Source organism: Cellvibrio sp. 25HG11W-0 (assembly GCF_057815475.1).
Window position 1 is genome coordinate 60,920 of the sequence record NZ_CM174230.1, and the last position, 22,011, is coordinate 82,930.

Genomic DNA, 22,011 nt, shown 5'->3' on the forward strand with positions numbered 1-22,011 from the left:
CTGTTTATCATTAACCCTCCGAAGGGAAGGATAAACAGTATGAACCCAAAAGACCTTGAAGCCTTTGCCCGCGAAGCGGCAATGCACCTGAAAACCGAAAAAGATCTGAGTAATTTCACCCAGATGCTGACCAAAGTCGCCGTAGAGGCTGCCCTCAACGGTGAGCTGGACGCCCATCTTGGCTATGAGAAGCACCAGAAATCCACCGCCTCCAATAGCCGCAATGGGCACACCACTAAAACACTGAAAACGGAAGAAGGTGAATTCCAGCTCAATACCCCGCGGGATCGTGAGGGCAGTTTTGAGCCGCAACTGGTGAAGAAGCATCAAACTCGCTTTACCTCCATGGATGACAAGATTCTGAGCCTCTACGCCAAGGGCATGACAACCCGTGAAATCGTCGCAACCTTTAAAGAAATGTATGGTGCTGACGTATCACCCACATTGATCTCCAAAGTCACCGATGCGGTGATTGAGCAAGTGATTGAATGGCAATCGCGCCCGCTAGATGCGGTCTATCCGATTGTCTATTTGGACTGTATTGTGGTGAAAATCCGGCAGGATAAGCAGGTAATCAACAAAGCGATTTACCTGGCGTTGGGCGTTACTATGGACGGCCAAAAAGAGTTGCTGGGCCTATGGTTATCAGAAAATGAAGGCGCCAAATTCTGGCTTGGAGTACTAACCGAACTTCAGAATCGCGGTGTGCGTGACATCTTGATTGCCTGTGTTGATGGTCTCAAAGGCTTTCCTGACGCCATCACTGCCGTCTATCCGCAAACCCAAATCCAGCTGTGCGTGGTGCACATGGTGCGCAATTCGGTGAGATATGTGCCTTGGAAGGACTACAAGGCCGTAACCACTGACTTGAAGCGGATATACCAATCCGTGACCGAAGAAGAGGCGCTTTTGGCGCTGGAGCAACTAGGCGAGCGCTGGGATGACAAGTACCCGCAGATCAGTCGCTGCTGGCACACGCATTGGGCGAACCTGCGCACGCTATTCCAATATCCTGAAGACATTCGGCGTGCGATTTACACGACGAATGCGATTGAATCCCTGAACAGCGTCATTCGCCAAGCCATCAAAAAACGGAAGTTATTTCCGACCGATGATTCTGCGAAAAAAGTTATTTATTTGGCGATTCAAGATGCGGCTAAAAAGTGGACAATGCCAATTCGAAATTGGCGCGCAGCATTGAACCACTTTATGATTGTCTTTGATGAACGCTTGAGCGATTATCAGTAACCGGCAGTTACACAGAAGTATTTACAGGCTCAAAATATATGAACGATACTCCCATCTGGGCGGTAGAAACTTTATTAAATACGGCCTCAAAGCTGCGAAGCTTATGAATTCTCTTGCTATCAAAAAGCAATTGAAGCCACTATGGAATAGGCTGCAAGAAGAAATTAAAAAATAGTCACGGAGTAATATTTTGAAGCTATATGAAAATGTCGTAATAGGAAATTTTTTGTACAGTTTGGGATTTGCAGTATGTGCTAAATCCAAAGGCACGATTAATCCAGTTTCAATAAACCTATTACAACAAACGCCTTTAGATAGAACACTAGGTGATGTGTTAATACAAAGTCCCGGTACTCTACGCTTAATTGAATTTAAACAGATCACTAACAAAAGCAAAAAAGAAATAAAAAAACAACAATTTTTATTGGATTCTATAAAAGGCGATCCACACTTAGTCCAAGTTTCGCGATCTATTCACTGGTTTTTAGAGACAGGAATAAGAGGTGATTTAAAAATGATGGTGACGAAGGCAGTACCCTATTTAGATGCATTTTCTGGCGTAGCAACTCTGTATGATTTTAATGAATTTGTCCAGTCAATAGCTTCAGAGGCTGTAATGCCACAACCGCTTTTTTCCGAAACGTTATTGAAGTCCTATTTACAATTGGTTGCCAATATTAACGGAGGAGATACGTCCGGGTCAGGAGGTATGGTTCTTCACTTGGATAAAAATGGTTCAATTAAATTTTGTGAACTACAAGATTTAATGCAGTTGAGGCTATTAGATAGGGATTATCAAAAACAAATAGAAATTCACTATGAGAGTAGGCAATCATTGGAAAACGAAATGACCCATTCAAAGCAGAAAAGTAGAGATATGGACATGGAGCCATAATGGAAAGAAATACGGAACAAATAATATTTGATTGTTTAGGGCGTCTTTTAGAACAGGCTGATGAAAAGCAACAAACAGTCAACAGCTTGATAGAAAAATTAGATGAAAATATTACAGAGCATAGCTCAAAGAATTATATTCTTCAGAAAGAAATTAAAAACTCCATAACACAAACTCTTGAATCTTCAGTATCTAATCAGCTAGATAAAATTATTAGAGAGTTTGAATCAGCTAAAGAGAAAGCAGAAATAGCTGCTAATGTATATGAAGAATCAAGTAAAAAGGCATCTTGGAGAATGACATGGAGAGGAGTAATGTTGATAATGCTTAGTGCCATTATTGCGTACACTTTTTTATCTTTCTATATGCCATCCCCAAAGGAAATTAACCGATTGATAGAGCAACGTGATGCTCTTGAAAATAATATCGAAAAATTAGAAAGATCTGGCGCGCTTACTAAGTTATCTACTTGTGATAGCAGGAAGTGTGTAAGGCTTGATTACAAATCACATAAAAATCAAAGAACTTGGGGAGATAACGGAGAGGTTTATATGATTTTGGATGGATATTGATGTTCTCTTTCTCACATATCAAGTTTTTAGATTGGTTATTTTAATCTCGTCCGTTACAAACTGGGTATTTGTTTGTTAATATTACTGAACAGGTAATTTATGACCTGTAAGTGAGGTGTACACTTGCAAAAATACTTAACGAACGACGGCTGGCTTTCAGTGAAAACTGCGCGTAGGAAAAAGTCGAGCTAGGGAATCCAGGAGATATATGTCTGCTTGCATTGAACTTTGTGAATTCCAACGTCTTAAATATGGTATGGAAACTATCTGCTTTATAGCAGCCCGGATGGGGTCATGACCTACATACTGTGAGGATAGGTAAGTGCTCACATACACGTGTATCTATAAGCAGATAGGTACATTTACTTAGCCTAACAATTACTTTTTATAAATAGAACTTAATTGTTAGGAAAATTGAAAGTTCGTCAAAAGAAGGGCTAATAGATTGTAGCCCTTCTCTTTCACATCTAATCTAATCAGAAGAAATAGCTAGTTTAAAACTATCAACATTAAGAGAAGCGATTACCTTGGTGTTTTTTAAGTGAAGGAAAATATGGTGTCCTTTTTGAGATGCATCTTCTGTACAGTCGATATCCCAACTTCTAAGTAAATACCCAACATAAGCTTTTCTAATACGTTTTATTAGCGTTCCATCGACCATTCCATACTCATGCTCAATAACTTGTTTGTCCTTTTCATTTTTTGGGTGAGCCTGAATTATTAAGTCAACAAAATCCGTCCATTGAGAATCTTCACTTGATTCTTCATGAGGCTGAATGAATTCATTGTTTAAGACTTTTGCATTTATGATGCGATTGATAACGAAATCAGCAAATCTAGATTTTTGACGATCATATGCACGTATGTGCCAACGTAATCCACTATCCAATATAGCGAAAGGAACAAGAAATTTTTTCGACTGACCGCTAGTAACAGAAAGGTATTCTATTTCAAGTGGTCGTTTGGTCGTGATTGCTCTTGTAATCGCTGCAGTAACCTCAAGATCTGGGGGGCTTAATCTAAGTGTGTGTGCAACTTTAAATTCATTATTGTCTGTTAAGTAATCGCCGAAACCACTTGATAAAGTGTCGAGACATTTTTGTGCAGATAAATTAAAGCGGCATCCGAATGCTTCCGAGGGCACGTAATATTTTAAACGAGGATCGTAAATAATATTGCCTGGTGCCATATCATTATAAAGACTGAGGTCTCTAGTTGCGGCAGCTTCTCCAATATCAAAACGAGACATAATGCATTTCCTACTTACCTTTCCAATGAAATAAGCAAGAAATTCGATATGGGCAAGTCTTTCTAATTGCTGTCCACTAGGTATCTCAGAACGATTGCTTGCGCTCATGGTTAGCACTCTTCTGGAAAGTTTCTCTTACTATAGATCAATCATTTAGATCATTGCAATCATTATAATTGCAATGATCTAAATGATTGACATCATCAAAATGATTAGTATAATTAAGGTGTCATCAAAAAAACCCAAACAGGGTCGCTGAATGGGTTTTTTGATGTAGGGTCAACTGACAGTGTTTTGCTAGAGTCACCCACGGTGTGAGAGCCGCGATTCTCTTGAAATGCCAGTTAGTTGTCAAATGATATTAATCTGTTTTGTGAGGTTTTAATCATGGCAACAAATAAACCATATGGTGATGGTCAACGCTTAGGTGCTGTAAAGCAACGTTCTCAAACCCAAACTGCAAGTGGTCATTGGGTTAAACGTGATTCCGCAACAGGCCAATTTATGGACGTTAAATCGGACGGTAGTCCTTTCAAAGGTGTAACAAAGGAGAAGAAATAAGATGGCGGCCAAATATCAGATATATAAAGGTAATGATGGTCAGTTTTACTTTCGTCTGAAAGCAGCTAATGGTGAAAATATTCTTGGTAGCGAGGGATATTCAACTAAAGCTAGTGCACTCAATGGAATTGCGTCTGTAAGGGTAAACAGCCCTCATGATAGTAATTACCTGCGTCAAATTAGCTCTGATAATCGGTATTATTTTGTATTGAGAGCAGCTAACTATGAGCCGGTTGGAAAAAGTCAGCTGTATCCAACTACTCAAGCTCGAGAAGTTGGCATTCAGTCTGTAAAGACTAATGGCCCAACAGCTCCGATAGAAGATATTACTTGACCTCTCCTTTACAGTAGCTGCCTATTCGGCAGCTACTAATCACAGATAAACTATTGGCTAACTCACTGATTTTAATTAAAAATTATAAAAATTGAGATTTCTTTCTGTAAATATCAAGATAAATGAGATTTTGAAGCCCCAAGAAAATCTCATAATTCGTTGCATTCCTTGATCTTGCTGTGTGTAGAAAATCATGCCAATTGAGATACGACAATGTTTCGCGTATTTTGAATAGGTAAAACTGATTCAGTTAAAATCCATAACTCTATATTTATCAATAGGTTATGGATTTTTTAATGATGATAAAACGAATTAATTTTAATAAAAAGTGATTATAAAAACAGAACCTAATTCTGTAATAAATTATCAGTATCGAAAAATAAAAGTTAATAAATTTATGATTTTTTATCAACGATTGAAATAAAAATAAGGTATTAGCCAATTTGTTCAAACTGCTAGTCTATACTGCTTCAAGTAGGGTTATGAACAGACTCATATTTAGTTGAGTTAAAATGTTTAATTGAATTAAAGAGGAGATGGATTTAACCATGAGTGATAATAAAGTACCTAAAGTGCTACTGAGCCAACTCGAAGACGCGTTGGAAGAGCGCCAAAAAAAAGATAGGCGTAAGCAAAAAAAAGAACTTCCTGTTGACTTGCCCCTTGAGCGACGGAAAGAAGATAGACGAGCTGGTAAAAAATAAGGCTCGACCCGCAAAGGAGCTTCGGCTCCTTTTATTTTTTTAGGCAATAATTTAACACTATTTAGTTCAGTGGTAGTGCGGTCTTGTTAAGGGGTGACTTGAGTACAAAGGAAGAATGAACACCACTTACACCTTCAATGCGCGTTAGTTTGTGCAGTAAAAACTGTTGATAGGCATCCATATCTTTCACAATAACCTTAAGCAGATAGTCTGCTGATTGGCCAGTTATTAAGTGGCACTCTAGTACTTCTGGGTAGCTGTTTATTGTCGTTTCGAACACGTCAAACCTATCGGCCGTATGTTTATCCATACTGATTTGGATAAAGGCCATGAGCGTCAGCCCTAGTTTACGGGCATTTAAAAGTGCTACATAACCATCTATTAAGCCCGACTCTTCCAGCTGTCGCATGCGACGCAAGCAGGGTGATGGTGAAAGGCTGATTGAGTCAGCTAAGTCTTGATTTGATATGCGCGCATTCTCTTGTAAGGCGGCTAGTATCAAACGGTCATATTTATCCAATTCCATAGCGATAACTCCTGCATTACTTCATAATAATTGCTATTTTAGTTTTATATGAGCAATATTATAGCTCAATAACGATTTTAACGAGAATATTAGCAATCGTCTGCCCATGGTGATTTACTATAATAATTACAGCTGATAAGAATCCAGCCACAAGCTGTATTTGAGACTAGGCGTAATAGATTTTATTCATTTCCAAATTACCTCTAGAGCAACAAGCCCCATAAGGGCAATACATCGAATATCTTGCTCAGCCCTAATGAATTTGTTTAACCCCATGTTTGTCTGCGGAGATTACCCATGATTGCCAATCCATCCACTAAGTATCAGCGTTTTATCGGTATATCACTGCCAGATCGTCAATGGCCCAATAAGCATATTGAAAAGCCACCTATTTGGATGAGCACTGATCTGCGCGATGGCAATCAAGCGTTGATTGACCCTATGTCGGTAGCTACTAAGCTGCGCTTCTTTAAAGAGTTAGTTGCCATTGGGTTTAAAGAAATTGAAATTGGTTTTACCTCCGCATCAGAAACCGATTATGAATTTGCTCGTTTGTTGATTGAACAAAATCATATTCCTGATGATGTTACGATCGAAGTATTGGTGCAGGCACGCTATGACCTGATCGAGCGTACTGTACAAAGCTTGCGTGGCGCTAAGCGGGCAATACTACACATGTATAATCCATTGGCTCCCGCGTTTCGAAAAATAGTTTATAACACTGATAAAGCGGGTGTTAAAAATATAGCAATTCAGGGCACTCAATGGTGTAAAGAATTAACAGCCCAAGCCACGGAAGTAGAGTGGACTTTTCAATATTCTCCAGAAGTATTTTCGAGTACAGAAATAGAATTTGTTAAAGAAGTATCCGACGCGGTTTCAGATGTTTGGCAACCTACTCCTGAGCGCAAAATGATTCTAAATTTGCCTGCTACAGTTGAGATGAATACGCCCAATACCTATGCCGATCAAATTGAATGGATGCACCGCAATATCAATCGTCGCGATTCAATTATTATTAGCGTACATCCACATAATGATCGCGGCACAGCAGTAGCTGCAGCAGAACTAGCTGTGATGGCGGGTGCAGATCGTGTTGAAGGTTGTTTGTTTGGTAATGGCGAGCGCACAGGGAATGTAGATTTAGTAACCCTAGCATTGAATCTATATTCACAGGGTATTCACCCAGGCTTGGATTTCTCTGATATAGATCGAGTGCGTCAATTGGTTGAAGAGTGTAATCAACTACCGGTACATCCGCGTCACCCCTACGCTGGTGAATTAGTATTTACTGCATTTTCTGGTTCCCATCAGGATGCCATTAAAAAAGGCTTCGCAGTACAGAAAAAAAATGCACTTTGGGAAGTGCCTTATTTACCTATTGATCCTGCGGATTTAAATCGTAGCTACGATGCAGTGGTGCGGGTTAATTCGCAATCAGGTAAAGGTGGTGTAAGTTTCTTATTACAGCAAGAGGCAGGATTACAATTGCCACGTCGATTGCAAATCGAGTTCAGCGGTGTTGTCCAAAAAGTAAGTGACCTTACCAGTAAAGAAGTTAAGGGAAGTGATATTGCTAAATTGTTTGAGCAAGAATATTTAGCAATTAACTTTCCTATAGCATATCAATCGAGTAAGGTTTCTGAAGAAGATGAAACGCATCAAGTTGATATAGTTATACATGCACAGCATCAAAATAAAACTGTAGAGATTAGCGGTAGTGGCAACGGTCCTATAGATGCAGCGGCACATGCTATCAGCCAATTTACCGGTTGTGAGATCAGTGTGATTGACTATCATGAGCACGCTATAGGTGAAGGTTCAGACGTAGCTGCAGTGACTTATGTTGAAGTGAAAGTAAACAATGGTCGCCCCGTCTTTGGTGTTGGTAAGGATCGAAATATAATTACGTCTGCGATAAAAGCGTTAATTAATAGTGTGAATCGCAGTGGTCAACTGGTCTAATTAAGCCTATTAAACATCTTAAATATTAATGGGGTTAAAAAATTCCTTACCTTTACGAAATAAGGTTCCAATTTAATTTTCTTGTTTTAAGTTTCTTTCTATCAGACTAAATTATTATGTTCTCTCAGCCGAATCTGTGAAAGACAGGTTCGGCTATTTTCTCGTCAATATTAACTCCTTTCTTTTATCGATCTCATAGGCCATATTTATTCTTCGACGGTCGATTTCCCCCTAATACAACAATCTATGTTAAATTTGAAAAATTTTATAGGTATAAAGTAGTTTTAATAAATATGAGCACCTTAATCCCCAGTGCTTAATAAGGGTCTTTAGAAAAGCGATACTTTGGCCATTAAGCTCACTACCGCCAGACGGAATCAGATCGGAATATTACAATGGATAGTTTGCAAGAAATTTTACATGGCCTAAAGCAAAATAAATTGCGCACCGGGCTTACAGCCTTCGGCGTGTTTTGGGGTATTTTAATGTTGATACTACTCCTAGGCGCTGGCCGTGGAATGGAAAAGGCGGCACTAGAGGGTAGGTTCAACGATACAGCAGATTCTATGTGGATTGAACCTGGGCGCACTTCTATACCCTATAAAGGTTTCCCCACAGGCAGGCAAATCCAATTTACCGAAGACGATATGGTTGCGTTAAAACGGCAGCTTCCAGATGTGCGTTATATTTCCAGTGAAAATCCCCTTGGTAATTTTGTCAATTCCGACATTCTCGTCACTAAAGATATTAAATCCGGTGTATTTCAAGTGCTGGGTGTAGCAGACCAATATTTTAACATCAAAGAAAAGGTACCCTTTAATGAAGGTCGCCGTTTAAACCTATTGGATAAAAATCAAAGTCGTAAAGTCGCGGTGATTGGTACACGCGTGCGCGATAGATTATTTTCGCCTGAGGTAGATCCTATAGGGTCAGACATTCAAGTTAATGGAATTGTTTTTCGTGTGGTGGGAATGTTTTACGACAAGGGAAATTTGGGGCGCATGTCAGAGCGTGTCTATGTACCTATTAGCGCTTTTAAGAAAACCTTTGGAGGAGGAGAAGGTATTGATTTAATTACAGTGCGACCGCAAGCAGGGGTAGATGGTGTAGAGCTTGAGGAGCGCATTGTAAAAATTTTACGTGAGCGCCATAACATATCCCCGCAGGATGAGCGCGCTATCTACGTTATGAATTACGCGCGAGTTACCCGCGAAACCAAGCAGACGTTCAGTAACTTAAATCTTTTTATTTGGTTAGTTGGAATAGGAACTTTACTCGCTGGGATCGTCGGTGTGAGTAATATTATGATTATTACCGTACGCGAGCGCACCCGTGAAATAGGTATTCGCAAAGCGTTGGGCGCTAACCCCAGTAATATTATTTTAGGATTATTATTTGAGTCCGTACTTGTGACTGCTTTGGCCGGCTATGCAGGTTTAGTAGTAGGCGTAGCCATATTAGAAGCTGTTGCGGCACTGATAACGCGCTTCGATATAGATTTACCCTATTTTCAACAACCAGAAATTGATATGAGCGTAGCCTTGGGTGCCCTCTTAGTATTGGTTGTAGCCGGAGTTTTGGCTGGCCTAATGCCTGCACTACGCGCTGCGCGTATTATGCCTATTGAAGCCATGCGCGCGGAGTAATGGAATGAATTTTATTGATTGGGATAAGTGGCAAGAAATTATTATCAGCTTAAAGAAACAAAAGTTGCGCACAGGCTTAACGGCTTTTGGTGTCTTTTGGGGAATTTTTATGCTGGTTATATTATTGGGCTTCGGCAAAGGCTATAGCATAAAAGTCGATACACTTTTCGGTGAGCGGAAAAATGTAGTTTTTCTATGGTCTTCCAATAGCACCCAAATGGCTTACAAAGGTTTAGGCAAGGGTAGAAGTATTTTATTAAATGAAGATGATATTGCCTGGGCAAAACAACAGGTAGAGGGCATTAAATTAATAGAGGGGCAAAATTACTTACGTGGTTCACAGTATGTAACCCATGAAAAAGCGAGTGGATCTTTTTTTGTTATGGGTACCCACAATGGCTGGGCAGCACTGCAAACTAATCGTGTACTTCAAGGGCGTTATATAAATAGTTTAGATGAAAAAGAGTTTCGTAAAGTAGCGGTTATAGGCACTCGTGTAAAAGATATTTTATTTAAAAATAGCGGCAGTCCACTGGGGAAGAAAATTGTTGTTCAGGGTGTAAGTTTTCAGATTGTAGGTGTATATGAATCCACACAACCCGACAATGGTGATCCCTATCAAAGTATCGGTATTTATATTCCCAATGAAAGCTTACGAAAAACCTTTAATCAATTAGATCGCTTTAGACAACTGTGGATTCAGCCAAAAGTAGGTTTTAAAACTGAAGATCTAGAGCGAGAAATTAAAAAAGTTATTTATGATCGTCAAAAAATTCATCCAGATGATGAAGGTGTTTTGCAAACTTACAATAGCGAAGCCGAATATCTTCAAGATAAAAACCTAGTAGAGGGTATTCTAATTTTTAGCTGGGTTGTTGCCATAGGCACTATTATCGCCGGTGTCATTGGGGTGGGTAATATTATGTTGGTAGTGGTAAAGGAGCGCACCCGCGAGATAGGGTTACGAAAAGCATTGGGTGCAACGCCAGCGAATATAAGCTGGATGATATTACAGGAATCACTGCTGATAACTCTGGTCGCGGGCTATACCGGTTTAGTAACTGGCGTTTTGGTGTTGGAGCTGGTTAAAAAAGTACTGATCGATATGGGGAAGGGGGAGGGAATGTTTGCCTCACCCTATATTGATATAGGCACGGCTTTGATAGCGTTCTTGGTTCTGGTCTTTAGCGGTGCCATGGCATCATTACTACCAGCACTTAAAGCATCCTTGGTAAACCCTATCGTTGCTTTACAAGATGAGTAAATAATTAAATATAGTTTGAATCTAAAGAGCAAAAAAATACGTCAAAGATAGTAATACAAGAGTGTCTACCCGTTTATGGTTTAAATGACAGATGTCACCAAAGGGTTAATTAGCGTTAACTCGGCTTATATAATCGCTAAAAATGCGTAAGCTGAGGCTACTAAACGGTTAAGTAAATTATCTGTATGACTTCAAGTGCTTTGCCTTGGAAATTAAGGATTAGAAAATGATAAAGCTCACTAACATACACAAGTATTACCATTCGGGCGAACAGCCCTTACATGTACTGAAAGGAATTGATTTGCATATTCGTGAAGGTGAATTGGTTTCTATTATGGGCTCCTCGGGCTCTGGTAAATCAACGTTACTGAATATATTGGGTATTCTTGATACCCATGATGAGGGCGATTACTATCTGGCTGGACGTGAAATTAAAAAGTTAAAAGAAAAAACAGCAGCAAAAATGCGTAATGAATTACTCGGTTTTGTCTTTCAATCTTTCAATCTCTTACCTTTCAAAAATGCGACTGAAAACGTAGCTCTACCACTCTATTACCAAGGTGTCGGCCGCAAGGAGCGAAATCTTCGCGCAGCAGAATATTTGGAAATGGTGGGCCTTAGTGATCGTGCGTTACACATGCCCAATGAACTTTCTGGCGGACAAAAACAGCGTGTTGCTATAGCTCGCGCCATGGTAACTAAACCAAAGGTGATTTTGGCCGATGAACCCACAGGTGCACTAGACAGTAAAACGACTGAAGAAATTATGGCCTTGATGAAAGCGTTACACGCGGCGGGTAATACCATAGTCATAGTTACCCACGAGCAGGATGTGGCGAATCAAACTCAGCGGCAGATAATTTTAAAAGATGGACGCATTTTGGATGATGGCTATAACAACAGCCATCAAGCGCAGGCTATTCAGGCCGCAGAAGCCCTAGCCGTTCAAGACGAAGAAGATACTCTGGGCTAATACTATGGATGGTTTACAGGAAATTCTTTACACCCTGCGTCAAAATAAACTGCGCACATTGCTAACAGCCTTCGGCGTGTTTTGGGGCATTCTTATGCTCATTTTGTTGCTAGGCGCGGGCAAGGGTATGCAGAATGGTGTCTACGATAGTTTTGGTACAGACGTAAGAGATTTTATTGTGGTCTACACCGAGACAACCTCAATTGCTTATAAGGGGCGAGGGCTCGGCCGACACATAGATCTTACGCAAGATGATATAGCCGCGTTAAAAGAAAAAATTCCCAATATACGTTTTATTGCCGGCGACAATCAGCGCGGCGGCATTGCAATCGTGCACGAAAAGAAAAGTGGCAGCTTTGAAGTTCACGGGGTGCCCGATGACTTCTTCGATATCAAAGAGGGTCTACCCATAAGTTTCGGCCGCATCATGAACCCCTTAGATCAGCGCGACGGACGCAAAATAACCATTATTGGCAGTGTCGTGGCCGAGCGTATTTTTGGAAAAAATATTGACCCAACCGGAAAACTGGTACGAGTAAATGATGTAGTGATGAAAGTCGTGGGCGTGTTTCACGATAAGGGCAATCGCGGGCGGGATTCAGAGCGCATTTATATTCCGCAATCTACCTTTCAAAAAATGTTTGGCAATAGCAAAAATATAGGGGCAATTTGGCTTCGACCTACTTTAGCTAGCGAAGGGTTTAAACTTGAGGCTGATGTAATCGCACTCTTGCAACAGCGTCACTATGTAGCGCCCGAGGACAAGCGCGCCATTCGCTCTTTCAATATGGCAGAGCCAGCAAAAATGGTAAGCGGTTTATTTATGGCGATTAATTCGCTGATTTGGTTTGTGGGTATAGGCACCTTAACTGCAGGTATTGTCGGCGTGAGTAATATTATGATTATCACGGTTAAAGAGCGCACCCGTGAAATTGGTATTCGCAAAGCGCTGGGGGCAACACCGTTTAATATTGTCGCTACGCTGTTAATGGAATCGGTATTGGTTACCTCGGTAGCGGGTTATAGCGGTTTAATTTTAGGTGTAGGGGTGTTGGAGCTTATTGCCTTTGGCTTGCGCAGTGCGGGCGCAGACCTGCCATTTTTTCAAAATCCCGAAGTTAATTTTCAAGTGGCCATAACTGCCATTATTTTATTGGTGGTGGTAGGTGCGTTAGCGGGTTTAATGCCCGCCCTAAGGGCCGCACGCATTATGCCTACCGAAGCCATGCGTGCAGACTAGGAACATAGCTATGATAATTGACACGGAAAAATGGCAGGAAATATTTTTTACCCTAGGCCAACATAAGTTGCGCACCGGGCTCACCGCCTTTGGTGTGTTTTGGGGAATTTTCATGCTCACCATTTTACTTGGAGCGGGCAAGGGACTAGAAAATGGCGTTCAAGAAGATTTTAAAGAAATTCCCAATTCAGTGTGGATATGGTCTCAGGGCACCACTCAAATTGCCTACAAGGGTTTACCTATAGGTCGAAGAATAGTATTGGAAGCAGGTGATATAGAAGCCATTCAAAAAAATGTGCCAAGTGTGGGAAAAATATATGCGCAAAATAGTTTAGGTATATGGGATGGCACGCCAGCCTATACGGTCTATAAACGTAAAAATGGCAGCTTTTCTATTCAGGGCACCCATGCGGGCATGGCCAATATCTATCAGCAAAAAATTGTTGAAGGGCGCTACATTAATAAAATTGATGAGGACAAGCGGCGCAAGGTCGCCATTATTGGCAACAAGGTGCGCGAGATGCTGTTTGCGAACGATGAAAATCCTATAGGTGCTCATATCACTTTAGCTGGGATTAGTTTTCAAGTAGTGGGTGTATTTAAATCTACCAATAAAGATCCTAATAGCAGTGAGGCTGAACGAATTTATGTTCCTAATGACACCCTCAGGTATGCTTTTAATCAGGTTAATTGGGTGGGTAGTTTTGTCATAATTCCCAAGCCAAATATTCACGCCGCTGTCGCCGAGGCAGAGGTAAAACAATATATGAGCGAGCGGAAAAAATTTGATGCGAAGGATCTGGGTGTTTTAGGCAGCTTTAATTTGCAAAACGAATTCGACAAAATGAATGGTTTGTTTAGCGGCATCAGTGCGTTTAGTTGGTTTGTGTCTATTTGTACAATTTTAGCGGGTGCTATAGGTGTCGGTAATATTATGCTTATTGTGGTGAAAGAGCGCACGCGCGAAATAGGTTTGCGCAAAGCGCTGGGTGCTACCCCCATGTCTATCATTAGTATGGTGGTGCAGGAGTCGGTATTTATTACCGCAATAGCGGGATATTTTGGCTTGGTTGTTGGTGTGTTGATATTAGAAGGCATTAATAAAATTATAGAAATAAGCGGCGCCGATGGCGGTATGTTTCGTCACCCTTCGGTGGACTTTACAACTGCTCTAGTCGCTTTGTTGGTGTTGGTCATATCTGGGCTCTTGGCATCCTTAATGCCTGCGGCCAAGGCAGCGGCGGTTAACCCCATAGTTGCGCTGCAGGACGAGTAGCGTAAAAATACATTTAACAAATTATGGTAAGCACTTTTAAGGGTAATTAGGAATGAAAAAATTTATTTGGTTCGCAGTCTTAGGGATTATAGCTATTGTATTTGTAGGCACAGCTGTTTTTCTTTTTAAAAAATCGCAAGATAAACCCGTTGTTTATGAAATTGATAGCGTATTTAAAACGACTATTGCGAAGAAAACCGTCGCGGTGGGTAAGGTAATACCAAGGCGCGAAGTTGAAATAAAATCCCAGGTTTCTGGGGTAGTAGAGAAGCTGTTCTTCAGTGCCGGTCAAACTGTTAAAAAAGGCGATGTGCTAGCTAAAATCACCTTGGCGCCCAATATGGTTATGTTGAATCAAGCGGAATCGCAATTGGAAACCGCTAGATTAAATTTTCAAAATGCTACCTTAGAGTTTGAGCGGCAGAAAAAACTCTATGCAGACAAATTAATATCATCGTCTGAATATAATAAATTTCTACTCAACTTTGATTTGCAACGTGAATCAGTATCTGCCGCCGAAAATAATTTATTGCTGATGAAATCAGGCGCCAGCAAAAAATCCGACAAGGTATCCAATTTGATATTGGCAACTGTAAACGGCATGATATTAGACCTACCTTTCAAAGAGGGTGCTTTTATTGTAGAGACAAGTTCCTTCAGCTCTGGCACCAGCCTAGCAACCCTAGCGGATATGAATGACATGATATTCGAGGGTATGGTGGATGAATCTGAAGTCGGAAAAATTAAAGAGGGCATGGAGCTAACACTGGATGTAGGCGCGCTTGAGGGCGAACCCTTCACAGCAGTACTCGAATATATTTCTCCTAAGGGTATAACTGATCAAGGTACTATTAAGTTTCAAATTCGCGCTGCAGTTAAACTAAGCGATAAATTATTTTTGCGCGCCAACTATAGTGCTAATGCGGATATAGTGTTAGAAAAAAGAGAGGATATATTAGCAATTAATGAGGGTAATCTCATTATAGAAGATAAAGCTCAATATGTAGAAATAGAGACAGCACCACAAAAATTTGAAAAACGCGAAGTAAAAACGGGTCTGTCCGATGGTATTAATATTGAAATACTGGATGGACTTAAAGAAAATGACAAGATTAAACACCGTTAATATGTTGTGACAAAGGTAACTGGGTCTTATTAACCTATGGGTAGATTATAGTTAAATAATACGCCGAAAAATTCGCGGGCTATTTAAGGATAAATCTATGACCTATGAAGAACTCAGTTACTTTCATCTCGCTACTATAATTCCTGCTTTCTTTATCGGTAGTTATCTATTACTGAACAGAAAGGGTACGCCTAGGCATAAGCGGTTGGGAAAGATCTATATGTTATTGATGCTCGCTACGGCTAGCGTTACGCTGTTTATGCCGGCAAAAGTAGGCCCTACTGTTTTTAACCACTTTGGTTTTATTCATCTGTTTTGTTTCTCCGTTCTTTATGGTGTGCCTGCTGCATATTTTGCAGCGCGCAGAGGTAATATGCGTGCACATGTAGGTAATATGGTGGGAATTTATATTGGAGGAATTATCATTGCGGGCACCTTCGCTTTAATGCCAGGCCGATTTATTTACAGTGTATTTTTTTAATATTTTTTATGGGAAAGGAAAAAGGCCGCAGTAGCGGCCTTTTTCCTTTCTTCTATAGTAATCTATTTTTTTATTGGCCAAGGGCTTGCTATTACTTTGTCGCCATGAACATAGAAAACACTGTTGCCGTGCAGTATGCCGCGATCATTACCATTCCAATTTGGATATTCCTGTTGATCGTTAGATTCGCTAATAAGATGAGCTAGTTGATCTAGACTTGGCTTGTTTGAATTTAATCCATTAATTTCAAACTGATAAAGACTGGTGTTAAGCCATTGTTGGTTGATGGCATCACCTTTATCAATTACATCCTCCCAAAGATTAATCGGCAAGGTAATACGTACTTGATCATTGCTGGCGTTTAACAAACTAAGTGCGCGATGATCATAGAGTGCTTCACTCCATGTGGATGAATTGCCTAGAAGGTGTTTATCAATCTCGATTGGATTCGCCATATCTTGAATATCAAATAGCGCCAATTTTAAACTGATGGGACGGCCATTTTCATCTGTCTCATTACCGAGGGAAAAGAGATACTTATCACCAATAGGATGTAAATAAGTAGAGTAGCCTGGGATTTGGAGTTGGCCACTTATCTTGGGCACTAGTGGATTGCTGAGATCAAGTACATACAGAGGGTCCTTTCGTTCGAAGGTTACTATATAAGCTTTATCGCCATGAAAGCGAACCGCATAAATATCTTCGCGTGGCTTTCCAATAGGCTCGGGTTGTTGTGCATTCGGTAATTGCGCAACAATTTCCATTTCACCGCGGCCTTCAATTTTCTTTAAAATACTGAGTTGGTGCTGTGGTAGACCTAGGGCGTTGTATTGAGTAGTTATTAAGCGTAAATAATCTTGGTATTCATCCATGCGAAATGAGGGAGCATTCCATCCAAGAGTTCCCGGTACGGAACCACTGGCACTGTAGTTGACTGAATTTTCCTCAAGTGAAAATTTATGAATAACGCTGAAGCTTTGATCACTACTTCCATTGCTATCATTTGATCCACCTAGATATAAATTGTTGAGAGAAGCATAGGTGCCCTCAACACTGGTATTAATACACACAGATTTAACGAGCGTCTGAGCTTGTAAGTCTATAGCAGTAATATTGATTAAATTTAGATGACCTTGGGTCGATCGGGTATTTTGAGGGACTAAACAACCATTTGTACTCGTCAATAACTGAGGCGTACCTTCATTAATAGCATACTCAGGTAGTAATTTTTCGATAGGTGTCTGTACTATTAGTTTTTCATTTGCCTGTTGTAGTTGGTCGGTATCGGGTAAATAATTTAATTCATTTATACTCGGAACAAAGCTACTGACGACATAGAGGGTGTTGCCAATTTTACGGGTACTGAGCAAGTCGCCGTCAATAGCAATACTCCAAGTTTTAGCGGGATTACTTGGTGTGCGCACATCATAAAGGCTGATGTTGATCCCGTTGTGCATTTGATAGGGTGCAAAGGAGTCAATGGCTATCCTGCTGCTCATATCGCTTGCAACAGCTTCGGTTGTTAAGAGGCGCGGTTCAGAGAACGTAATGAAATTCCATGAACGGCGAATTGCTGCGAGGCTGGTAGTGGTTTCATTTTCTGTGACGAGATAGAGTTCGGAAACATCGCCCCAATGATCTTTGCTTAAGATAGTCTCACTTACTTCATTGGCTGCTACTTGTGTGGCATCTGTTGCAAATATTTTTAAAGTTTGACTGGGGTGCTCTTCAGAATATTGTGTTGGAGTAACCAGATAAATATATTTCCCATCGTATTTTACGCTGTCGGCTTCATCGACGCCTGCTACTTGAACATTAGTGGTTGAAAAGTTATCGCTGGTATTGATGCTGGAATCTTGCGCGCTCGTAATTGCAGTTTCTCGTATTAACATAGAGTAATTTCTATATTCGTTAATGGATAACCGCAGGCCATTTTTAATTAAGGTGCTTAGTTCTTGTGTGGAGGCTTGGCGAAGTGATCCAGGCTCAAAGGTAGCTGAGGAGAGATTTGAATAATCGATTTTTTCTGAGGTTGTAGGTGGGTTGCTGTTAGTATGTGAGCCACCACAAGCAAATAGCGGTAAACTTAAGGCAATACAATAAAGATGTTTCATGCCGCAGCTCCTTCGAGTATGAGGTTATAATTTATAAGGCTCAAGCTGAGCCTATAAAATGGATACTAAAGGAATAGATCTGCTGCTATCTGTAATAGACTGGTACAAAATTGTAATAATTTGTACAGATGCGTGCCATAGCTACAAAAGCTTACAATTAAGTAATGAATTTAATCTTAAGCTAGATCTTATTCCCAACAAAAAGCCTACAAAAATGACAGTACGCAGATCCCTTATCGCTTTTTTATTATGTTCTGCTACAGCTGTGGATACTGCGGCCTGTGCGGCTATTAATGATAATAACTGCGATACTGCAACCACAGTGAGTGAGACTCATCTCAAGCAAGTATCTAATAGTCAGCCTCATAGCAGCGCTACTCAAAACATCCTCATTAAAGACAGCCCCATTCCAAAAAGTCCGCATCAAGAAGATCAGTATCAAGAAATCGGTAAATGGGATATACGTGTTGGCATAGGTGCGGGTGTGCGCACCAATCCCTTGCTTGATGGGGACAATATTCCACTCTTCATCGTTCCTCAAATTAGCTATAACGGCGCGCGCTTCTTTATTCAAAATTTAGATGTGGGTTTTGTTTTATTTGAATCTGAGGCTCAGCAGGTTAATTTTCTGGCTACTCCCAGTTACGATCAAGTTTTTTTTGATCGTTGGAATCCCAGTAATTTTTTCTTAGAGTCAGGTGGTTTCTTAACGGCGGGCACGGGTGATAAAGAGTGGCAGGATACGAATTTACCGATTATTTCTATTGATGACAAGAATAGCTTAGGACCAAATTTTGAGCATAATGTAACGCGAAAAATGTCTAAGCGTCGCACTGCGGGTTTAGCCGGTTTTGAATACAGCTACACATCAAATATTGTTGATATCCAAGTACAGTATTTACAGGATTTTACCCGAGTACATGAGGGTGATGAGTGGCGTTTCGTCTTAAGTAAATATTGGGCACACGGACGCCACCATTTTTCTGCAGCGCTGGGGGCACTTTGGCAATCTAGCGATATTATTAATTATTATTATGGTGTTAGCTTGGAAGAGATGGATCAGCGTGGAATCTATACCGCTGGTTCAGCGCTCACAGGTTTAGCACGTATAGAGTGGACTTATCATTTAACACCGTGTTGGGATCTGCGCTTACTGTCTAGTTATAGAGCTTTACCCAATCAAATATCGGCGAGCCCGTTACTGAATAAGAATAAGGTAGTGACAGTCTTTGTTGGAGGTATGTACCATTTTTAAAAGGCTTGGTTGTTGGTTTATTAGCAGCCTAATCCGGTTAAGCCTATTCCTGCCAGTATTGCTAGCGGGCGGAGGGAGCTATGCGAGCGATTTAAAAGAAACGCAGTCATTACCTATTATTCAGTTTTCCATAAAGCCGCGGCTCTGTGTATTAAATGCGGGCGAAGAAGTGTGTCGTGATGAATTAGAAGTAAAGTGGTTAGCAAAAGAAATACGTTCGCTTTGTCTTTATCAAGTGGAAAAATCTGAACCACTACGCTGTTGGCACAATGTTACCGAGGGCACTTATAGGTTTGAATTGACTGCACGTGCAAGCACAGACTTTCAATTGCGCGAACTTGATAGTAGTGAAGCCTTAAGTAACCAGCGTTTTCAGGTGGTCTATAACGAAAAAAAATACCGTAAAGTCAGGCGTAACCCTTGGAGTTTTTTTTAGTGGTACTGGTGAATAATCAGTTAGCTAATGGGATACACAATCCCATGGAGAACCTATGCTTTATAACAATCTAATTTTGCTCGTGGAGGACGATCGTCGTCTGGCACAGCTAGTGAAAGAGTTTTTAGAGAATAATGATTTCCAAGTCGTGGTTGAAGAAAATGGCAATCGGGTTTTAAGGCAAACACAAAATTTAAACCCAGTGCTTATTATTCTCGACCTAATGTTACCGGGCAAAGATGGGTTGAGTATTTGTAAAGAGTTGCGGCCTGATTATAAAGGACCAATTTTAATGCTGACCGCGCGGGACTCCGATTTAGATCAAGTCTTGGGTTTGGAATACGGCGCTGATGACTATGTAATAAAACCAGCCGAACCACGGGTGCTCTTAGCGCGCGTGCGTGCGCTTATGCGGCGCTATTATCAAGAAGATCCACGCGTGCAAGCCTCTTTTCAATTTGGTAGTTTGGACATTCAACCGAGCGCGCGCAAAGTAATTCTTGCGGGCGTTGATGTGCAGCTCTCCAGTCATGAATATGATTTGTTACTGGCCTTAGCTGTTCAAGCCGGCCAAATACTCAGCCGCGAGTTCTTGTTTAACCATATCTACAATCGTGAATACGATGGTTTGGATAGAACTATAGACGTACGCATTTCACAGCTGCGTAAAAAACTTAATGATAATCCAGACAATCCAGAGCGGATTAAAACGATTTGGGGCAAAGGTTATTTATTTATTGCGGAAGCTTGGTAGTGAACCGCGCATTCTTATCGCTCTATTTTTTTGTAGTTGCCTCTATTGTCATTATTGGTTGGGGGCTCAATCAATTTTGGGAAAGTGTGGCTCCTGAACAGCAGACCAGCCCAGAAATTGTCGCCACCTTTCAGCTATTGGAGCAACAGTTAACTACAGTTCTCCCCGTTAATGTTGACTTTAAAGCACAGGAGTTGAATGCGCACCTGCCAATATCATTGGAGCTAATACCACTGGATGCATTGGCGAAGTCGAGTGCTTTAGAAGAGCTATCAGCGGGTAATATTTTAAGTGTTATCCAGCAAGACAAGCGTGTTTGGTACAAGCGTCTTGGTCAAACAAATCGTGTAATCATGCTGAGCAGTTTACTGGAAGCAGAAAAGGAGCCGTTAATTTATCGCTTGTTGCTCATTGGTTTTTATGTCGGTATTGGTTTGGTCATTTATCTTTGGGTATGGCCGCTGTCGCGCGATGCAAAAAAATTAGAAATGCAAACCTATAGCTTGGGCCGCGATGGTGTACCTGAAGCTTTAGCGATTTCATCTAGCTCAGCGCTCTATCGATTGGCTCAAGGTTTTAATCAAATGGCTCAGCGCTTGCGCGAACTAATTGCCTCCCATCGCGATATGACCAATGCCGTATCCCATGAATTGCGTACGCCTTTAGCGCGCATGAAATTTGCTCTAGCACTTATTCCTGAGACCCAACTTGATAGTGCGAGCAAACGTCAGCTGGCGAGCTTGACTCAGGATATTGCCGAGATGGAATCACTTATTAATGCGCTTTTAGTTTATGCGGGCTTCGAGCAAAAAAGCCAACAACTTAAGCAGAGTCAGGGTCATATGGCCGATCTCTTTGAAACGCTTGCAGAGCGCTTTGTACGTAACAATCCGCGCAATCTGGGTGTAGAGATTGTAGATCACTGCCCTCAAGAGCCTTTTTGCTGCGAATGGAAGCTAATGGAAACCGTTGTGCAGAACCTATTGAGCAATGGTGCGCGTTATGCGCGTCAGCACATTCGTGTGGAGTCTGGGCAGAATGCTAGCGATTATTGGCTCAGTGTGGAAGATGACGGCCCTGGGGTGCCCCTCGCGGAACGTCAGCGTGTATTTGATTCGTTCGTTAGATTGTATGATGATAATATAGAGTCGGAGCCTTCGGCTGGGTTTGGTTTAGGCTTAGCTATAGTAAAACGCATCATCCAATGGCACGGTGGACATGTAGAATTCACAGCCCCTCAGCACTTAAGTGGTGCAAGAGTAGAGTTGCGCTGGCCAAAATCATCAGCCTAAACTATCTGCCATCCTTTTTCGTCCAGCCCTAAAATACTATCTCATTTTACGTTAATTTAATTTTTCACCATTTTGCCCTCGTCTATAGCCTAGTCACCTC

The 22,011-nt window shown here is 41.1% G+C and carries 21 protein-coding genes; 18 read left to right on the top strand and 3 right to left on the bottom strand.

Annotated elements, in window-relative coordinates; genetic code table 11:
* Positions 1-39: 39 nt before the first annotated feature.
* From AC0KUT_RS00265 to AC0KUT_RS00275, 3 genes are all read left to right on the top strand, one after another.
* A complete protein-coding gene (locus AC0KUT_RS00265; protein WP_488829801.1) occupies positions 40-1,248 on the top strand; it encodes an IS256 family transposase in 1,209 nt (402 codons plus the stop codon).
* Between the two features lie 226 nt (positions 1,249-1,474).
* Positions 1,475-2,143, top strand: coding sequence for a hypothetical protein (locus AC0KUT_RS00270; protein WP_488832567.1), 669 nt, complete (start codon positions 1,475-1,477; stop codon positions 2,141-2,143).
* Positions 2,143-2,715 carry a hypothetical protein gene (locus AC0KUT_RS00275; RefSeq protein WP_488832568.1) on the top strand — a complete coding sequence of 191 codons (573 nt, stop codon included), beginning with the start codon at positions 2,143-2,145 and terminating at the stop codon, positions 2,713-2,715. The genes AC0KUT_RS00270 and AC0KUT_RS00275 overlap by 1 nt, the downstream gene beginning before the upstream one ends.
* A 472-nt stretch (positions 2,716-3,187) precedes the next feature.
* On the opposite strand, the gene AC0KUT_RS00280 is transcribed toward AC0KUT_RS00275, so the two are convergent.
* On the bottom strand, positions 3,188-4,072 hold the full coding sequence (locus tag AC0KUT_RS00280; protein ID WP_488832569.1) for a BrxR family transcriptional regulator: 885 nt from the start codon (positions 4,070-4,072) through the stop codon (positions 3,188-3,190).
* A gap of 279 nt (positions 4,073-4,351) precedes the next feature.
* On the opposite strand from AC0KUT_RS00280, the gene AC0KUT_RS00285 reads away from it, so the two are divergent.
* The 3 genes from AC0KUT_RS00285 (at position 4,352) to AC0KUT_RS00295 (ending at position 5,563) form a co-directional block, all read left to right on the top strand.
* On the top strand, positions 4,352-4,525 hold the full coding sequence (locus AC0KUT_RS00285; protein WP_488832570.1) for a hypothetical protein: 174 nt from the start codon (positions 4,352-4,354) through the stop codon (positions 4,523-4,525).
* Between the two features lies 1 nt (position 4,526).
* On the top strand, positions 4,527-4,859 hold the full coding sequence (locus tag AC0KUT_RS00290; protein ID WP_488832572.1) for a YegP family protein: 333 nt from the start codon (positions 4,527-4,529) through the stop codon (positions 4,857-4,859).
* A gap of 548 nt (positions 4,860-5,407) precedes the next feature.
* The gene (locus AC0KUT_RS00295; RefSeq protein ID WP_488832573.1) at positions 5,408-5,563 is read left to right on the top strand and encodes a hypothetical protein; all 156 of its coding nucleotides are present in this window, start codon (positions 5,408-5,410) and stop codon (positions 5,561-5,563) included.
* Between the two features lie 61 nt (positions 5,564-5,624).
* On the opposite strand, the gene AC0KUT_RS00300 is transcribed toward AC0KUT_RS00295, so the two are convergent.
* Positions 5,625-6,089 (bottom strand): Lrp/AsnC family transcriptional regulator, encoded by a 465-nt coding sequence (locus AC0KUT_RS00300; RefSeq protein WP_488832575.1) that lies wholly within the window; start codon positions 6,087-6,089, stop codon positions 5,625-5,627.
* 297 nt (positions 6,090-6,386) lie between these two features.
* Here AC0KUT_RS00300 and leuA point away from each other — a divergent pair, with 297 nt between their 5' ends.
* From leuA to AC0KUT_RS00340, 8 genes are all read left to right on the top strand, one after another.
* A complete protein-coding gene (gene leuA, locus AC0KUT_RS00305) occupies positions 6,387-8,054 on the top strand; it encodes a 2-isopropylmalate synthase (RefSeq protein WP_488832576.1) in 1,668 nt (555 codons plus the stop codon).
* Positions 8,055-8,449: 395 nt separating this feature from the next.
* Positions 8,450-9,700, top strand: a complete 1,251-nt coding sequence (locus AC0KUT_RS00310; RefSeq protein ID WP_488832577.1) for an ABC transporter permease — start codon at positions 8,450-8,452, stop codon at positions 9,698-9,700.
* Positions 9,701-9,704: 4 nt separating this feature from the next.
* A complete protein-coding gene (locus tag AC0KUT_RS00315; RefSeq protein WP_488832578.1) occupies positions 9,705-10,964 on the top strand; it encodes an ABC transporter permease in 1,260 nt (419 codons plus the stop codon).
* 226 nt (positions 10,965-11,190) lie between these two features.
* Complete coding sequence (locus AC0KUT_RS00320) at positions 11,191-11,937, top strand: ABC transporter ATP-binding protein (protein ID WP_488832579.1); 747 nt, start codon at positions 11,191-11,193, stop codon at positions 11,935-11,937.
* 4 nt (positions 11,938-11,941) lie between these two features.
* Positions 11,942-13,177, top strand: a complete 1,236-nt coding sequence (locus tag AC0KUT_RS00325) for an ABC transporter permease (protein WP_488832580.1) — start codon at positions 11,942-11,944, stop codon at positions 13,175-13,177.
* Positions 13,178-13,187: 10 nt separating this feature from the next.
* Positions 13,188-14,453 carry an ABC transporter permease gene (locus tag AC0KUT_RS00330; protein ID WP_488832581.1) on the top strand — a complete coding sequence of 422 codons (1,266 nt, stop codon included), beginning with the start codon at positions 13,188-13,190 and terminating at the stop codon, positions 14,451-14,453.
* A gap of 52 nt (positions 14,454-14,505) precedes the next feature.
* Positions 14,506-15,579, top strand: a complete 1,074-nt coding sequence (locus AC0KUT_RS00335) for an efflux RND transporter periplasmic adaptor subunit (protein WP_488832582.1) — start codon at positions 14,506-14,508, stop codon at positions 15,577-15,579.
* Between the two features lie 97 nt (positions 15,580-15,676).
* A complete protein-coding gene (locus tag AC0KUT_RS00340; RefSeq protein ID WP_488832584.1) occupies positions 15,677-16,060 on the top strand; it encodes a DUF2306 domain-containing protein in 384 nt (127 codons plus the stop codon).
* Positions 16,061-16,122: 62 nt separating this feature from the next.
* Here the strand turns inward: AC0KUT_RS00340 and AC0KUT_RS00345 are convergent, their stop codons facing one another.
* Positions 16,123-18,174 carry a beta-propeller domain-containing protein gene (locus AC0KUT_RS00345; protein ID WP_488832586.1) on the bottom strand — a complete coding sequence of 684 codons (2,052 nt, stop codon included), beginning with the start codon at positions 18,172-18,174 and terminating at the stop codon, positions 16,123-16,125.
* Between the two features lie 214 nt (positions 18,175-18,388).
* Here AC0KUT_RS00345 and AC0KUT_RS00350 point away from each other — a divergent pair, with 214 nt between their 5' ends.
* From AC0KUT_RS00350 to AC0KUT_RS00365, 4 genes are all read left to right on the top strand, one after another.
* Entirely contained in the window at positions 18,389-19,429 is a 1,041-nt protein-coding gene (locus tag AC0KUT_RS00350) for a MipA/OmpV family protein (protein ID WP_488832588.1), read from the top strand.
* Between the two features lie 169 nt (positions 19,430-19,598).
* Positions 19,599-19,865: a DUF3019 domain-containing protein gene (locus tag AC0KUT_RS00355; RefSeq protein ID WP_488832590.1), complete on the top strand. Its 267-nt coding sequence runs from the start codon at positions 19,599-19,601 to the stop codon at positions 19,863-19,865.
* Positions 19,866-19,920: 55 nt separating this feature from the next.
* Complete coding sequence (locus tag AC0KUT_RS00360) at positions 19,921-20,619, top strand: response regulator (RefSeq protein ID WP_488832592.1); 699 nt, start codon at positions 19,921-19,923, stop codon at positions 20,617-20,619.
* Positions 20,619-21,911, top strand: coding sequence for an ATP-binding protein (locus AC0KUT_RS00365; protein WP_488832593.1), 1,293 nt, complete (start codon positions 20,619-20,621; stop codon positions 21,909-21,911). Before AC0KUT_RS00360 ends, AC0KUT_RS00365 begins: the two co-directional genes overlap by 1 nt.
* Positions 21,912-22,011 lie beyond the last annotated feature (100 nt).

Excerpts from the sequence above, each read along its gene's own strand:
- AC0KUT_RS00295 (WP_488832573.1), top strand. The coding sequence starts at position 5,408 with ATGAGTGATAATAAAGTACCTAAAGTGCTACTGAGCCAACTCGAAGAC.
- AC0KUT_RS00360 (WP_488832592.1), top strand. The coding sequence starts at position 19,921 with ATGCTTTATAACAATCTAATTTTGCTCGTGGAGGACGATCGTCGTCTG.
- AC0KUT_RS00345 (WP_488832586.1), bottom strand. The coding sequence starts at position 18,174 with ATGAAACATCTTTATTGTATTGCCTTAAGTTTACCGCTATTTGCTTGT.
- AC0KUT_RS00300 (WP_488832575.1), bottom strand. The coding sequence starts at position 6,089 with ATGGAATTGGATAAATATGACCGTTTGATACTAGCCGCCTTACAAGAG.
- AC0KUT_RS00290 (WP_488832572.1), top strand. The coding sequence starts at position 4,527 with ATGGCGGCCAAATATCAGATATATAAAGGTAATGATGGTCAGTTTTAC.
- AC0KUT_RS00280 (WP_488832569.1), bottom strand. The coding sequence starts at position 4,072 with ATGAGCGCAAGCAATCGTTCTGAGATACCTAGTGGACAGCAATTAGAA.
- AC0KUT_RS00330 (WP_488832581.1), top strand. The coding sequence starts at position 13,188 with ATGATAATTGACACGGAAAAATGGCAGGAAATATTTTTTACCCTAGGC.
- AC0KUT_RS00340 (WP_488832584.1), top strand. The coding sequence starts at position 15,677 with ATGACCTATGAAGAACTCAGTTACTTTCATCTCGCTACTATAATTCCT.
- leuA (WP_488832576.1), top strand. The coding sequence starts at position 6,387 with ATGATTGCCAATCCATCCACTAAGTATCAGCGTTTTATCGGTATATCA.
- AC0KUT_RS00275 (WP_488832568.1), top strand. The coding sequence starts at position 2,143 with ATGGAAAGAAATACGGAACAAATAATATTTGATTGTTTAGGGCGTCTT.
- AC0KUT_RS00310 (WP_488832577.1), top strand. The coding sequence starts at position 8,450 with ATGGATAGTTTGCAAGAAATTTTACATGGCCTAAAGCAAAATAAATTG.
- AC0KUT_RS00285 (WP_488832570.1), top strand. The coding sequence starts at position 4,352 with ATGGCAACAAATAAACCATATGGTGATGGTCAACGCTTAGGTGCTGTA.
- AC0KUT_RS00315 (WP_488832578.1), top strand. The coding sequence starts at position 9,705 with ATGAATTTTATTGATTGGGATAAGTGGCAAGAAATTATTATCAGCTTA.
- AC0KUT_RS00335 (WP_488832582.1), top strand. The coding sequence starts at position 14,506 with ATGAAAAAATTTATTTGGTTCGCAGTCTTAGGGATTATAGCTATTGTA.
- AC0KUT_RS00325 (WP_488832580.1), top strand. The coding sequence starts at position 11,942 with ATGGATGGTTTACAGGAAATTCTTTACACCCTGCGTCAAAATAAACTG.
- AC0KUT_RS00265 (WP_488829801.1), top strand. The coding sequence starts at position 40 with ATGAACCCAAAAGACCTTGAAGCCTTTGCCCGCGAAGCGGCAATGCAC.
- AC0KUT_RS00350 (WP_488832588.1), top strand. The coding sequence starts at position 18,389 with ATGACAGTACGCAGATCCCTTATCGCTTTTTTATTATGTTCTGCTACA.
- AC0KUT_RS00320 (WP_488832579.1), top strand. The coding sequence starts at position 11,191 with ATGATAAAGCTCACTAACATACACAAGTATTACCATTCGGGCGAACAG.